At 43.4% G+C, this 15,348-nt stretch carries 13 protein-coding genes; 6 read left to right on the forward strand and 7 right to left on the reverse strand.

Features of this window, described 5'->3' with window-relative positions; translation table 11 throughout:
- Window positions 1–267 precede the first annotated feature (267 nt).
- Window positions 268–1,431 (reverse strand): DUF5009 domain-containing protein, encoded by a 1,164-nt coding sequence (locus tag N6H18_RS18340; RefSeq protein WP_262309737.1) that lies wholly within the window; start codon window positions 1,429–1,431, stop codon window positions 268–270.
- Complete coding sequence (locus tag N6H18_RS18345; protein ID WP_262309738.1) at window positions 1,421–2,512, reverse strand: family 20 glycosylhydrolase; 1,092 nt, start codon at window positions 2,510–2,512, stop codon at window positions 1,421–1,423. The genes N6H18_RS18340 and N6H18_RS18345 overlap by 11 nt, the downstream gene beginning before the upstream one ends.
- Before the next feature lie 196 nt (window positions 2,513–2,708).
- On the opposite strand from N6H18_RS18345, the gene N6H18_RS18350 reads away from it, so the two are divergent.
- Window positions 2,709–3,080 (forward strand): DUF3703 domain-containing protein, encoded by a 372-nt coding sequence (locus tag N6H18_RS18350; protein ID WP_262309739.1) that lies wholly within the window; start codon window positions 2,709–2,711, stop codon window positions 3,078–3,080.
- Window positions 3,081–3,203: 123 nt separating this feature from the next.
- Window positions 3,204–3,968, forward strand: a complete 765-nt coding sequence (gene map, locus N6H18_RS18355; RefSeq protein WP_262309740.1) for a type I methionyl aminopeptidase — start codon at window positions 3,204–3,206, stop codon at window positions 3,966–3,968.
- A gap of 234 nt (window positions 3,969–4,202) precedes the next feature.
- Here map and N6H18_RS18360 read toward each other — a convergent pair whose 3' ends face one another.
- Both N6H18_RS18360 and N6H18_RS18365 read right to left on the reverse strand, forming a co-directional pair.
- Window positions 4,203–4,664: a RidA family protein gene (locus N6H18_RS18360; RefSeq protein ID WP_262309741.1), complete on the reverse strand. Its 462-nt coding sequence runs from the start codon at window positions 4,662–4,664 to the stop codon at window positions 4,203–4,205.
- Window positions 4,665–4,889: 225 nt separating this feature from the next.
- Complete coding sequence (locus tag N6H18_RS18365; protein ID WP_262309742.1) at window positions 4,890–5,777, reverse strand: LysR substrate-binding domain-containing protein; 888 nt, start codon at window positions 5,775–5,777, stop codon at window positions 4,890–4,892.
- A gap of 136 nt (window positions 5,778–5,913) precedes the next feature.
- Here N6H18_RS18365 and N6H18_RS18370 point away from each other — a divergent pair, with 136 nt between their 5' ends.
- Window positions 5,914–6,537, forward strand: coding sequence for an HPP family protein (locus N6H18_RS18370; RefSeq protein ID WP_262309743.1), 624 nt, complete (start codon window positions 5,914–5,916; stop codon window positions 6,535–6,537).
- A 27-nt stretch (window positions 6,538–6,564) separates the two neighbouring features.
- On the opposite strand, the gene N6H18_RS18375 is transcribed toward N6H18_RS18370, so the two are convergent.
- The 3 genes from N6H18_RS18375 to N6H18_RS18385 all read right to left on the reverse strand — a co-directional run bounded on the left by N6H18_RS18375 (window position 6,565) and on the right by N6H18_RS18385 (window position 11,706).
- Window positions 6,565–7,701 carry a T9SS type A sorting domain-containing protein gene (locus tag N6H18_RS18375; protein ID WP_262309744.1) on the reverse strand — a complete coding sequence of 379 codons (1,137 nt, stop codon included), beginning with the start codon at window positions 7,699–7,701 and terminating at the stop codon, window positions 6,565–6,567.
- Window positions 7,702–7,954: 253 nt separating this feature from the next.
- Window positions 7,955–8,848 carry a DMT family transporter gene (locus N6H18_RS18380; protein ID WP_262309745.1) on the reverse strand — a complete coding sequence of 298 codons (894 nt, stop codon included), beginning with the start codon at window positions 8,846–8,848 and terminating at the stop codon, window positions 7,955–7,957.
- Between the two features lie 68 nt (window positions 8,849–8,916).
- Window positions 8,917–11,706, reverse strand: a complete 2,790-nt coding sequence (locus N6H18_RS18385; RefSeq protein ID WP_262309746.1) for a FlgD immunoglobulin-like domain containing protein — start codon at window positions 11,704–11,706, stop codon at window positions 8,917–8,919.
- Window positions 11,707–11,865: 159 nt separating this feature from the next.
- On the opposite strand from N6H18_RS18385, the gene N6H18_RS18390 reads away from it, so the two are divergent.
- The 3 genes from N6H18_RS18390 (at window position 11,866) to fabF (ending at window position 15,323) form a co-directional block, all read left to right on the forward strand.
- Window positions 11,866–12,801, forward strand: coding sequence for a glycerophosphodiester phosphodiesterase (locus tag N6H18_RS18390; protein WP_262309747.1), 936 nt, complete (start codon window positions 11,866–11,868; stop codon window positions 12,799–12,801).
- A 4-nt stretch (window positions 12,802–12,805) separates the two neighbouring features.
- Entirely contained in the window at window positions 12,806–13,306 is a 501-nt protein-coding gene (locus N6H18_RS18395) for a hypothetical protein (protein WP_262309748.1), read from the forward strand.
- A gap of 766 nt (window positions 13,307–14,072) precedes the next feature.
- A complete protein-coding gene (gene fabF / locus N6H18_RS18400) occupies window positions 14,073–15,323 on the forward strand; it encodes a beta-ketoacyl-ACP synthase II (RefSeq protein ID WP_262309749.1) in 1,251 nt (416 codons plus the stop codon).
- The last annotated feature ends 25 nt before the right edge of the window (window positions 15,324–15,348 follow it).

Below are 15,348 nucleotides of genomic sequence, written 5' to 3' on the forward strand. Positions count from 1 at the left end.
ATATATCTTTTTCTAAAAAGATATATAAGGTTTTGGTCAATCATACGGTAAGTCGAGGCTATTGTACCGCAAGTAGTTGGCTACTTGTGCTTTTGCTTTTCTTCGATGTGACTAAGAAAAGAGATGGGGTAACCTTACCAGATCAAGACGAAAGCTTACTATCTACTATATAGGGGCAATACTGACATTTATTTAGGACTTAGGTTTGGGAAAAGTCTAAAGATTATCATTAAGGTCTATCATTGGACTCTTAGCTATCTACTTGTCTTATATCTTCAAACTAATCTTAGCTCGATAAAGTAAAGCCGTGATTTGGATAATCAACACCGAAAACAGCAGCGATTTGAGTAATCCCAATGCACCAGTCGTCAGTACATCAGGCAAATCAAAGCCCACCAAAGTCAAAATCGGATAGACAAAATACGGAATCAAGTAGCAAGTCAATGTGCTGTATCCCGCAGCAGCGATGGGTTGAGCCCATTTTGTAATTCCTTTCAGGTCTGTCAACACATAGAGCAGGACAAAAACTACAGTACTGATACCCGCACATATAGCAGTCCACGAAGGAGTCGCCCTGATTTTGGATATCCCCCACTCAGGTCTGGTCAACAAGCCAAAAATAATCAATACACAGGCCAGACTAATCAAAACTGGCAGCACCAATTTCACCTGCTCTCTGGCGACCAACTTGCTGTAGATAACGGTAACCAACACACCCATCATCACACTGGCATGATTGGAGGCACTCACGACGATATTGAAATCCAACACTCCCCAATGCATGAATTCATTGACGTTGAGTAGTACCAAGACTACGGCAGTCAAGGCTATCCACTCCCATTGATCTCCGATCAACAAATAGGTAGTCGCACAGACCAAATATGCCCAACCAATCAACCCCAAAATCCCCCACCAATGGATCAACATCCAATCACCAGAGGCACTTTGGTAGATATAGGCCAAGAAGATCAATATAGCCCAACCCACGATCTTGAGGGTGTAAGCAGGGATCACTTTGAATACTTTGGGTTCTTTGTAATTGTTCCATATCAGGACGAAAGCCAAGGCCATCAATATCTGCCAATACGACTTACTGATTGGCATCTGATCTCCGTCGATACTCTCCATATTGACCATGTACAAGCCCATGACGACCATCGCAAAAGTTCTGCTCAAGACGTGAAGCATGATTTGAGCTTTGGATTCTCCCTTCTTCATTCTGGCCTTGAGTGCATGTGGGATAGACAAACCTACGATGAACAAAAAAGCAGGAAAGACCACATCGGCAAGCCCCATCCCATCCTCCGCAGCTGCGGTATGCTCCAACCAATCGGGAATACCTGTCAACGACCAAAGATCGTTGACAAAAATCATAAGCATCATGGTCAATGCTCTGATGATGTCTATGGATGCTAGCCTGTCATTTGTCATGCGTACGAATATAATCAATCATCGCACGAAAACTCTCTGCCTGAGCCAAACTAGATACATTGTCACTCTTGCCATGGTAGGCATCTATGAATTGTCCCGTATTGCTCCAAATCGTCTGCATGCTCCCTAGATACTTTGGGCGCATCGTTTTGTTGCTATTCACTCGGAATGAATCAATCATTTTCATCTCTGCAATACTCACATCTGCTTTGTTCCAAAAGCAAATAATGACCTGCAATCCTTTGCTAGCAAATATCGCTGGTGTGGGCTCTGCTACATCGTAGTGCCAATCACAGATCACGACATCTCGCGGAATCATATCTATCGCAGGCTCCGTACCATTGATACTGGCCTCCCACATTCCCAAGCCACTCACCTTTCCTTCCAACAATCTATCGCCCCATATCCATAATTCTTGACCATTGGCGGCCAGGTGATTGCGAATCAGCGTGACTTCATTGGCATAGAGCTCTGCTTTGTTTTGGCCAGTACAGCGTGGGCATTTTTCATCTCCTATATAAAACACCTCATCCATCCCTGCATGAAAGGCCTTTGCCTCAAAGACTTCCATGATCTCATCGACCATAGCAAAAACTACATCGTGAACCTCTGGGTGCAGTGGGCAGTAGCTCTTGCAATACAAACTATCCGCATTGGGCCAAACGTACTCTTCTGGCATCTGGACGTGGGGTGTTTCGTCAAATTGAGGAAACTCCTTGAGCAGGTTTTCCACCTTACCAGCCCAAGACTGATGTCCAAGCAGGTTAATTTGTGGAATCAATTCAATGCCCTGTGACTTGGCTGTCTTGACGAGGCGCTTCACCTGCTTTTTGGACAGTGCCACCTCATTGCGCAGCTGAGGATATGACTGGTATTGATAATTGTAATCGACTCTTAGAATGAGTGTATTGATGCCATTGGGACCGAGTTCGTCTTCCATAAATTGAATAAACTGATCCAAGCCGCTGGGTTGTGGAGCGGCTATACTTAATCCATAAATGGATTTGACTATAGTAGAATCTTGAGCATAGGCTAGATGGCTCAAAGCAAATATCATGAGGAAGAATAAACATTTTTTCATGAGACTAAATGTAGACGATCTGACCGATTTCATCATCAAATAATCGCTAAACGTCAAGTTTTAATCGCTGTATGATCTATTTGGATTCTAAATATTTTTGACTCAATGCTATTGACCATCCATCTTCTCCCTGATTCTGATCATGAAACTAAATTCGTCAACTGGCGTAATCACTTGTTGAAAAAACCAAATCCTGATGAAACTCAATACATCCATGCCTAAATCCCTGCTTCCATTCTATGAGAGAGAACTAACACAGTATAAGCAGTCATTCCAAAACGGTGCTCTTCATCGCGCTTGGACTCATCTAGAACGAGCCCACGTCATAGGTCAAAAATATCCTTACGCACACAGCTATGTACACTGGGAGATGTTAAAATTCGGATTCAAAATCAAGAGTGTCAAAGAGATACTAGGACAAATCCCAAGACTATTGGTTGGAGGCATAAAATCCTTTGTGGGCAAAGTTCCAGTGGGCAATACGGGCGGATCAAATGTGCCGCCCATGAAATCACTCCCAATCTCACCAGAGATACAGGAGATATTCGTTCAAGCTGGTTTGGCTTAGGTAATTCCACCGAATTGCATTCAAGATTATGCAATTCGGCAAATCATTGAGACATGTTCTCCCATATTTCTGCGCTTATTATTAACTTAGAGTTTTCTATCTGAGTTGAACAATCTTATTATTATGTCTATCACCACAGAAGCAGAAATGAATGGAATGCGACGGGTCAGTCAGGTCGTAGCTCTCACCCTCAAAAAAATGAGAAATCATGCCGCCCCAGGCATGTCAACCAAAGAACTTGATGAATATGGTAGTCAGATTCTGAAAGAACATGGCGCCAAATCTGCTCCTTACGAAACTTATGGCTTCCCTGGGTGGACCTGCATCAGTGTCAACAAAGAAGCCGCACACGGCATCCCCTCCAATCAAAAAATACTGAAAGAAGGTGACCTCATCAATATAGACGTGTCAGCAGAGCTGGATGGGTATTGGGCAGACAATGGAGGGTCATTCGTCTTGGGCAGAGACATTCATGGTTATCAACCCTTGGTGGATGCGTCCAAAAAAATCCTATTCAATGCCATCAACCGTATAAAAGATGGAGCCAAAATTTCCGAAATTGGTAGGCACATCGAATTAGAGGCTAACAAACACGGATTCAAAGTCATCAAAAACCTGGCTGGTCATGGAGTAGGCAAGAGTCTACACGAAAAACCAGAGAACATTCTCAACTACAGAGACAAAAACAACAAAGAGAAGTTTAGAAAAAATTCTGTTGTAGCCATAGAGACCTTCATCTCTACCAAGTCCAGCGAAGCAGTGGAACAACCGGATGGTTGGACATTGGTGGGCAACAGAGGTGGATTTGTCGCCCAGCACGAGCACACGATCATGGTGACCGAGAATCAACCCATCATACTCACAGAATCCAACGATATTTGGAAATAGCTGCGCTAAACCAAACAACGCGGAATTGTATTGTCAATTCGGCTCGATCGCTATGATCCTGTCCTAATTATTGGGGTATGATCACCATCCTTTTTCTGATACCATTTGTTCTTGTTAAGTTCAGATGCGATTTCAGTTGTTGTCATGGGTTGCTCATGTTGCAATGAGAAGTTTTTCTATGGCTGCATGTAAGGTCATGATGCAAGTAGGATATGCACTATACAAGTAGTTTTTTTATTCTTTTTCTATTGTGAAGGATGCTGTCAAACCAACACTAAAATTTCTAGGAAGCTTCTCTACTCCAAAAATGGCTCTTGAATGTTCACCTTTCTTTTCTAAGACTTTTACAAATAAGTCAGATGCCCCGTTCACAACTTGGGGTGAATCATCCCAATTTTCGCCTGACTGGAAATAAGCATCAATATGATTCAATCCAACAATTTTCTCAAATCCAACCTTTTTGTCAATCTGAGCCAAAACATTCAAGGCACAAAGTTCCATTGCTTTATATCCATCATCAGTATTAAGAGCATCTCCTAAACGTCCTTGATAGAGATATTTTTCATTATGGATTGGAAACTGGATTGCTATATATGCGATACTCTCTCGAATATTTACTGAAACATAACTTCCTCCCGGACTTGATACATTGGGTAATTTATATCCGTATTTGTCTAAGTTCTCTTTAGGTGTCATTGTCTCTTTTAATTACCCACAACATTTGAGCATGCGGAGCTTTTTTGTCCGCACACTTGCCTTATGGCATCATCAAAAGTAAGAGGTTTTTTCATTCAATTTCTTAAAAAGAGCTGAGACAGAATAATATTTCGTTACATAACTCCTGCAAAATATCATCCCTTGCGACCTCTGCACAAAGATGTAACTGGGCTGCACAAACCTCGCTGGCCTCTGTATATCACGCTATTCATTTTGGCACTCCTCAAACATGGATATGAAATCCTTGAAGTGCTTTTTGCTGCTGTCAGCATTGCGAATCACAATGAATATGCTGCGCTGCAACCCATTCATACTGATAGGTTTGAAAACCAAATCCTTCTGATTCTCAAAGGACTTGATAGCCCATTTGGGAATACACATCACGCCCATGTCAGCCTTGACCATCTCCAATGCCACTTCGGTAAGTGGGATGTCGGATATCCTACTTGGAAGGATATTGTTAGGTTTCAGAAAATGCTCATAGACAGATACTGTATCCAATGGATAGGAATGAATCAACAGGTGCAAGTCTGCAAAATCCGCCGCTTCAATATATGCCTTCTCGCTGAGTTGGTTTTCCTTGTGCATCAGCATGCATACCTCATCATGAAAGACCTCATAGCAGGACAAGGCTTGATTAGAAGACTTGGTCGTCACCAGTGCCAGGTCTATGTCGTAGGACAGCAATTTGGGGATCGGCTGATGTGTGGCATCATAGACAAACTCCACCTCAATATTGGGGTAGAGCAGGGACATGTCTTGAAGAAACGAGGGAAACAGCAAATAGAAAGAATAACACTCCGAACTAACTCTGATTTTGCCGCCAGAGTCATGTTTGATGTTTTTGATTTGATTGAGCTTTTCATCTATAGAGGCCAAGACATTGTTGGCAAGTTGATAGAGCTCCACCCCCTCCTCCGTCAGATCCCATTGATTTCTTTTCCGTGCAAAAATTTTGAACCCCAAACGCTCCTCAAATTCCTTTAGCTGATGACTGAGCGCTGACTGTGTCAAAAAAAGCTTTGCGGATGAATTAGCGATATTTCCTTCGTCCGCGATGGTTTTGACAAGTCTTAAGTGTTTTAACTCCATGTGCAAAACTACGTAATCGCATTCAACTGCTATTTGAAAAAATTCCATGCTCAAGTCAAAATTTAATCAACTAACAAACTACGTAGTAGGTCTGCTTACAACTTGCTTTGCACTTTGATTTTCATTGCACAACAACATGACTGGAAATAAGCAACACAGGAATATTAGAATCGTCCGTTATATTTTATACCGCGAGACTTTGGTAGATTTTAAAGAACATTTTTGGTCCTTTATCGGATCTTTTTTCGGGATAGGTGTGATAGGATATATCCAAAACAGCTACCTCAGTATTTCGGACAATATTTTCTTGATTGGCTCATTCGGAGCATCCAGTGTCTTGATTTATGGTGCGATTCAGAGTCCATTGGCACAGCCTCGCAACTTGATTGGAGGGCATTTGGTATCTGCTGTTACAGGCGTGACGATCAGTTATCTCTTGCCTCATTCTGTACTGGTCGCTGCACCATTGGCCGTATCACTATCCATCGTGTTGATGCAAATCACCAAGACACTACACCCACCAGGTGGAGCTACTGCCCTGATTGCAGTGATTGGATCTGAGAGCGTCAAAAGTCTCGGGTTTTGGTATGTACTGTATCCGGTGTTTTCTGGAGCCTTGATATTGCTACTGGTGGCACTGGTGGTCAACAACATGACCTCCAAACGCCAATACCCTACCAGCAAGCGACATACTCGCTTGATCAAAAGCAATCTTCCTTTGTCCAAACTGTTGAAGAAAAGGACTCAAAAATCTGTATGACTGCAGCTCAAGGTAAACTGTGCTGCATCAATTAACAACAAACTTCTTGGTTATAAGCTCGCCTTGTTCAGTCTGTGTTTTGACTAGGTAAACTCCATGAGCCAAATACCTGACATCCAATTGGTAGCTTGTCGAATTGACTGAACTAGATTGGATGAAATAGACTCTACCTCCATTCAAGGAAATAATTTGTATCTCTTGGATATTAAATGCATGATCAGCAACCAAATGAATTTGGCCATCTGTCACAACAGATGGATACAAACTAAACTCCTCTGAGGCAGAACCTCCATAGGTTGACAGTCTGACTTGATCGAAGTATTCAAACTCTCCATCAAAATCCACTTGCTTCAATCGATAATAGCTAGTTGAAGACTGGACAGTAAAATCGTGGTAGATGTATTCGATTTTGGTATTAGAGTTACCATGCCCAGCCACTCTAGCTATCTCATAATAATCTATCCCATCATCCGAACGCTCCACAGAGAAATAATCATTGAATATCTCGGTCGTAGTAGCCCAAGTCAGCGAGGCAGATTTTGAGCTTTGACTCCAACTTGCATTGAAATAGAGCAAATCAACTGGGAGAGTTCCAGCACCACCTCCGGCAACATACTCTTCTATTGTAGTAAATCCATCTGTACTCAAATCGTCTATAACATTGATAGCTGGCCCAGGACTTCCATTACTAGTCATACCTGTTGTTGTCCCATCTGTATAGACACTCCCTGCACCTGTAAAGAATCCATTATTACCTTCAGTAGAAATACTTCCTTTAACAACTAAAATTCCGCCAGCTTCGATATTAGCACCTGCATTGTTTTTGCCCATTTGGAGATTACCAAAAATGATCAAAACATTGTTTGGACCAATATTAATACCCGCGCCATTTTTACCTGAATTAAATAATACATCCCCCTGTACTATAAGAGTATCATTGACGGTCAGTATTCTGTTATTTGTATTCGAAAAAGAAATGCTTTGGTCAGAAATCACATAAGAGTTGATAGTAACATTTCCAAGGTTCGTATATCCAGGAGCAGTACCTCCATTCCAAGTAGCACCTGTTGCCCAATTGCCATCAGCCACTGAGGTCTGTGCAGAAGCATCCAATGCTACCAGATAAAATAAAATCACGAAAAAACAGTATATTATACTTTTCATAGGTTGTATAGATTTAAGACTACTTGTCGAGTCTGTCTTTATTCTAAATAAACTTTGGGGGCTGATTACTCAAGATTAGATGAGCAAAGTAAAGTGGAATTGTCGTCAGAATTGACTCAATTCCCTAGATTCTCTAAAAATTGGGCTTTTACACTTAGAGGCCAATAGGTAAAACAATTAATTATCACAAATTTTCCGTGACCTAGCCCTAGCGATAGTAGGAATAACTCCTAAAGGTGGATTTAAACGATAATTAAGCGGTTTTGATCCCCTTCCTCTTTCTCAAGGCAAAGAGATTGCCCAACACGATCAAGACTACGCCTCCAAAAGCAAACCAGGTCAATTGGTAATCTTCGAAGAGTGTAGAGAGGAAAATAGAAATGATGGGAATAACCACCAAGGCATAAGCAGCCTTGTCTGCGCCGATTCTCCCCACCAATGTCAGGTAAAAACCAAAGGCAGTAATCGACCCAAATATAGACAAGTACAGCAAAGACAATATGTAGGATTGCGTCCACTCAAAGGTAAACTCCTTGCCCAAAATCATCGCCAAGAGTGCCATCAACCCTGCACCATAGACCATCCCAAATGCATTGGCCTGAACCACGGGAATACCCGCAGCAGAGTTGCGTGCAGAAGCAAGATTGCCCAAGGAGGCCAACACGACTGACAACATCGCTATCCCAGAGCCCAACAGGATTTGTTCTGAATAGGCCATGAAGAAAAATTCCTTGCTGAAGATCAATGTCGTCCCTGTCAAACCCAAAATAGCACCGATCATTACTCCTTTGTTGATCCTTTTTCCCATCAGAAAATAACCCAATATCGAATTAGAAAAGACAATGGTTGAAAAAGCAACCGCCATCAATCCACTAGGGATATACTCCTCTGCTTTGTATGCCATCCAATAGTTGATCCCAAACAAAAAAGCACCCTGCAAAGCCATGAAGAAATGTTGCCTTGGGGTAAACCTCATCGGTACCTTTCTGATCAAACAATACAGCATCATGAGCGTACCCGCCACCAGGTAACGGTAAACTACAGAAATGAGCGGATCGACCTTGCCCAATTGAAAAGTAATGACGAACCAAGTAGAACCCCAAATCAATGCGGGGATAGCGTACAAGAGAAAATTAGATGGAGGCATGTATAATTTTTAGATCAAGGAAAGAAAGCTTATACGCAGACTCGACAAAAAGCAGATGAAAGTTCTGACTAATTCTTCAGATAAATTATTTTTCCAGACTTAAACTTGCCAGCGTAGTAAACTCGATAGAGATACAGCCCATCATCTAGTGGCACTCCCCCTGCATTCCTGCCATCCCAAACCACCGACACGGTTCCATCAAACTGCTCGTTATTGAGCAATGTCCGGATCAATTGTCCAGAGGGACTGAGAATCTCCACAACCACACGACCCTCTACTGGGATCTCCAGTTCGATTCTGACCTCATCCGCAAACGGATTGGGATAGGCATTGACCAACTGAAATTTTTCAACAGCGGTCTCTTGTGGCATCTTTTGCAGTTGGCCTTCTATATGAGTTACAAATACACCATTGCCATGCGTCGCTACGATCAGCTTGCCATCCGATGGTCTGTAATCTGTCATTCTGATCAGTGAGTTTCCTATGGTTTCATCGGCTTCTTTCGTCCATATTGTCTCAGCGCCATTCAATTCAGTAGCACTATATAACCCCACACTGGTAGAGATGAAATAAATAAAACTCCCATCTGCCATAGGTACAATTTGACTCCATCGGACACTAGGACCTCCTCCACTCCCATCAGGATTTTCCTCTAAGTTGCCACTGATATCCACGACAGTTTCGCCACCATCAGCTGTATAAAATAAACTCGGAAAATGATAATTAGAGTACGAGAAAATGACACGATCTGCATTTGTCGGGTCTATGGCTACATTGGACACATATCCGCTGACTGACTGCCCCTCATCGTTGGTAATAGTTTGTTTGAATAGCTGGGTTGTTTGTGCACTGTCTGTATTGGCGTAGATTGTCTTGTGCACGGATCCAGAAGTCATCCCGAAGTAGAGTACATTGGCAGGGTAGGTTGATACTGCCAATGTAGATATGGCAAGTGTAAATTGCTTAGTACTGTTGACTTCACTCCAATTCACCGAAGTAGGTTGCTGTATTCCAGCGGGGATTTGAGATAAATTGTCATTGCGCCAGATGACATCTCCTCCTGCCATATACATCCTGTTGTAGTTGTTGGGATCTAAGACGAACGGATTGACAAACAAATAGCCTTCTCCTCCTACTGGGTCTACCTCAGCAAAGGAAACCAACTGATGTTCATCATTGAGTGAAAGGCGAAAGGTTGTCCCCTCTTGGAAAGAGGCATACCAAAAACGATCGTCTGGCGTGGTAGATACATACGACCCATCCCCTCCTAGCAACTCTATCCAAGGCGCAGTGGGGTTGCCAAGTATTTTGAGATAGGTACCATTGTCTTGCATCCCTCCTAGTGCTTTGAAGCTACCTTCCTGCTTGCTCAATGCGATCGTATAAAACTGCGAAGTGATAAATCCATCATTCCTTTCATCCCATTGTGGAAGAGTCGCCATGTTGTTGGCAGTAAACCGCACACCGCCATCATTGGTGCTAAACATACTGTTGGGATCAGAAGGGAGGAAAACGATCTCGTGCTGATCAGGATGATGATTAGGGTACTTGGATGCGGTACCTGACTCAGGATCATACCCTCCTATCCATGCAGAATGATCGCTAGACCTAAAACCATCCGTTGATCGGTAGAGATTTGTCCCTCCGATGAAAACGATATTTTCATCGGAAGGATGTACCTTGACCAATAGATTGTAGGAATCCTGAGAATTGAGAGCTGGAAGCGTGTCATTCTTGCCTGGTAGATTCATCGAACGGTCAATCCATGTTTTGCCCTCACGTACTTTCAACGACAAGTCTATTCCATCAGTCAAAAAGTACAAGATGTCCTCATTGCTCGGTGCATAAGACATCACGGTACGGTTATAATTCAAATCAAAGTTGAAAGGCGTGATTTCTTCCCAAGCCACTTCTCCAGGCTCCAATACGAAAAAACCAGCATGATCTTGCTTGTGTCCCAAGGCAGTGAAAGTACTGAGCGTTGCATAGATTTTTCCCGAAGGGGTCTTCATCAAGTTGGTATAAAAAGGCGCTCCAGAATCATTCAAATCTTCGATGGGTGGATCGAGCGTATCAGGATGTAGCAAATCAGGGCCCAACACTACTTCCCAAGTGAGACCATCATCAGCTGACTTGACAATACACCCATAGAGCGCAGCGTAGATCACCCCCTGATCATCTACTACGATGCTCCATACATAGTTGAACGGGCTCTCAAAATCCGCTGGCCGACCGTTGGCAGTAGAAGGTATCACATCCCATGACAAACCACCATCGAGCGAACGGTAAATCCCATCACCACGATAGGGTGCACCCCCAGAGGTCGACGAATTGCCTCTCAGCTCTCCAGTACCATAGTACCAGACATGGTGAAATCCTGCTCGCTGATCCTGTGTCACACAAGTAGCATTGTTGAGTGTGGAAGGGTGACTGGTACGAGTCCAGTTGTTTCCTTTGTCCACAGAGCGATACATTCCTCCTGATACGCCACCAGCTATCAAGACATTTTCGTCATCCACATCCATGGCAAAAGCACGGGTTCTACCTCCTACATTATGAGGGCCACCCGATTCCCAATCCTGTGCCAGAGCTCGGGCGTTTGGTGCATAGCGCTGATTGAGAGCTCTCGCAAAGCTTACTTCTTGTTGATGGATCAATTCGGGTATGCGCTGTGTTGCAGGATCGACCAATTGCATGATCTCAAATTCTAATCTTTTGTTAGGATTCTCTTTGGTCCCAATCGCGCTAGGCGCATCGGCAATGCGTGAAATCTCTCGCGATGCAGGTTGTTCGCAAGCAGACAACCATGCGATACTGGTTATAAGTATGACAAAGGATTTTAGTAGGTGATTAATCATTGGCAGCAATTTGATTCTATCGCTCAATTTTTGAGCTTGGGCAAATTAATAAAAGCTAGTGAATCGATCAGGTTCTCAACAAGGCAATAAAGCATTTTTTAAGTTACATTACTTGTTGTAATTTTAAGCCCAAATAGTACAATCTACTTCTGAGAAGATATGAATAGTCGCAACTTTATCTGGTATGCCATCCCCATGATGTTATTTTTAGCTTTGATGTGGTTGTTTGAACCATGGTTTTATCAACGCTATGTAGTCAGTGATGACATTGAAGACATCAAAAAAAGAAATTTCGTTATCGTAGGTCACAAAGGAGCTTCTGGTGTAGCCCCAGAAAACACGCTTGCGGCTTTCCAAAAGGCAATCGACATGGGGGCCGACATGGTAGAGATCGATGTGCACTACACCAAAGATGGTGAAGTGGTAGTATTCCACGATGAAGACGTAGATCGTACTACCAACGGCACTGGAAAAGTCCACAAATTCACCCTTGCAGAACTCAAGGAACTCGACGCAGGATCATGGTTTGGCGATCATGAACAATACCGAGGTGAAAAAATCCCCACTTTGGCAGAAACACTTGATTTGATCCACGGCAAGGTAGAATGTGTGATTGACATCAAATCCAAAGGACACGAATACTATGATGGCTTTGCAGAAAGAGTCGTAGAAATCATCAATGAAAAAGGTGCAAAAGATTGGACTGTCGTACAAGCATATGACGAGAGCTATCTCGAAGAAGCCCTCGAAACTGACTCTACCATCCGTATGAAAAAAATCATGATGGGTGAAGACGAGACGCACCTCTTGGCCTTTTATATCAACGCCAAGACTTTTACCGATCACCGTGGCAAACATGAGTTTTTTGGCACACTCAATCCTCATTTTACCTCGCTATCACAGCGCAGGTTGTTTAGATTCAAGGCACGTGGATACAAAGTATTCACCTATGTAGTCAACGAACGTGATGATATGATCAAAATGCTCAACATGGGGGTAGATGGCATCATCACTGATTTCCCTGACCGAATGGTAGAGATCCGCAAGGAACTAGAGGCCATAGACAGAGAAAAAGCAGCAGAAGAGGAGGGCTAAACATTTGGCGATTCGATTCAAAAACGGTGAGGAGTACTACAACAAGATTTACACCCTGTTCAATCTCAGTGTAGCAGTGACTTTGCTGCCATTTGGTTATTTGGTATTAGAAAAGCACAGTGGATCGTTGGTCAGTATGCCTTTGGATTCTTGGTTGCTGTGGAGTATATCTTTGCCCTCGCTGGCAGCACTTGGCTACTTGGTATATTGGTCTCACCAATCCTTCATCGCAGACAAAGCATCTGCCAAGACCCAACCCAATCTCAGAGCTAAGCTTCAGGCATTTCACACGTTACTATTGAAGCGATTCCTTACCTACACAGGCATCAGTGGTGCTTGTACGCTACTGCTATTCATCACAGGCAGTGGTTTGTTTATCATGGCTTATGTGGTCACCATGATCTTGCTCTCACTGAGCAGACCTACGCTCAACTTGATCATCGAAGCACTCGATCTCGCCGAAGAAGAGGAAAAGATACTTATAGACAAATTGGATATACAATGAATATCCATGATCGATGATCGATAGACCATCGATGAAAACAAGTAGCTAGCTTTGTCAAATATAAGTCCATGCATCACAGTCGATGGATCATTGAAGAGGACAGATATTTGGATATACACACTTGTTTCAAGGTAGCCAAATCCATAACCCAATTTGTACTAATCCAAGGTGTAGAGCAGGTGACTTCAGAATTTACCCCCTTCTACTTCACGATGATCCTTTCAGTTCAAATTGGACTGATGAGTATTGACAAAAACCACGCATATGAGTCGTATAGCGCCTTTTTAATCCCTTTTTCAAACACCTGTGTTTGATCGATGAATCACCTGTGTTTGGTCGTCCAAACACCTGTGTTCAGACGACCAAACACAGGTGTTCATTTGAAGCAAGACGTGACATGCTTTGTTTCATCTACTTTTCGACCTTAAACCTGAGCCTTTTTCCCTCAGAAACACCTACTCATTCACCTCGCTATATTTGTACTATTCAAATAATTTGATTCTCATTACACGGGAGAGTAGGCTCATAATGTAATAGGAGACCTAACTATTCAGACAGACCGGAATCCAGCCAACAATAACTTTAATCATATAGATCCATCCTACCGTCGGCATGACAAGACCTTAACTAAACGGCATTGAACCATGGACTATCGACCATAGACTATCGTCTATTAAACCATTGACTGATATCAAAAGTGTCACTATGTTTGCGCCTTCGTTTTTTTTAAAAGAAGCAGTATCTATAGATCATAATTCATCAAAGCATGTCAGAGAGAAGAGTAGTTGTAACAGGTATGGGAGCCATCACTCCTATCGGAAATGATGTCAAAACCTTTTGGGACAATGCCGTCAAAGGCGTAAGTGGCGCATGCCGAATCACCCATTTCAATCCCGAAAAATTCAAAACCCAATTCGCTTGTGAGGTCAAAGGCTTTGACCCTACGCTCCGACTCGACCGCAACGAAATCAAACGAACCGACCTCTACTCACAATATGGTATGGATGCGGCGGTTCAGGCCATCGAAGATTCTGGGTTTGATTTTCAATCCATGGATCCGTTTGACATAGGTGTGATATGGGGAACGGGTCAAGGTGGTCTAGAGACGCTGGAGAAAGAAGTTCAGAATTATACAGCCAATGGGTTCGAGCCTCGTTTCAATCCCTTCCTCATCCCCAAAATGCTCGGCAACATGGCTGGCGGAATGATTGCTCTCAAGTATGGTTTCATGGGCATCAATTTCTCTACCGTATCTGCCTGTGCGACCTCCAACACCTCGATCATGGACGCCATGAACTACATCAAACTTGGCAAGGCAAAGATCATCATCACAGGAGGATCAGAAGCTCCTATCACTGAAGCATCCATTGGGGGCTTCAGCGCTATGAAGGCACTCTCTACTCGCAACGACTCCCCCGAAACTGCATCAAGACCCTACGATCCAGATCGTGATGGTTTCGTCATGGGTGAAGGTGGCGGCGCACTTGTACTCGAAGAATACGAACATGCCAAGGCCCGTGGTGCCCAGATCTATGCAGAGCTCGTCGGATCATCTATGACCAATGATGCCTACCACATGACTGCTACGCACCCAGAAGGACTAGGTGCCTACCAAGCCATGAAGCTGGCGCTGGACGAAGGAAAGATCAATCCTTCGGATGTAGACTACATCAACACCCACTCTACCTCTACTCCTGTAGGTGACATCAGCGAGCCACAGGCGATCCGTCGATTGATGGATGGCAAAGACAACAGAGCCTCTATCAGTGGGACCAAGTCTATGACTGGACACTTGCTAGGGGCAGCAGGAGTGGTAGAAGCGATCCTCTCCATCCAAAGCATCCGTCACAATGTGATCCCTCCTACGATCAACACCGAATCAATCGATCCTGCTATCGGGGATGACCTGAATATCGTGATCAAAGAGGCCAAAGAAAAAGAAGTGAAGATTGCCATGAGTAACACCTTCGGATTTGGAGGACACAATGGTATCGCTGTATTCAAGGCCTTTAGCTAAAAAAGTGCTTTCTATTTTGCACTTG

Source organism: Reichenbachiella agarivorans (assembly GCF_025502585.1).
GTDB lineage: Bacteria > Bacteroidota > Bacteroidia > Cytophagales > Cyclobacteriaceae > Reichenbachiella > Reichenbachiella agarivorans.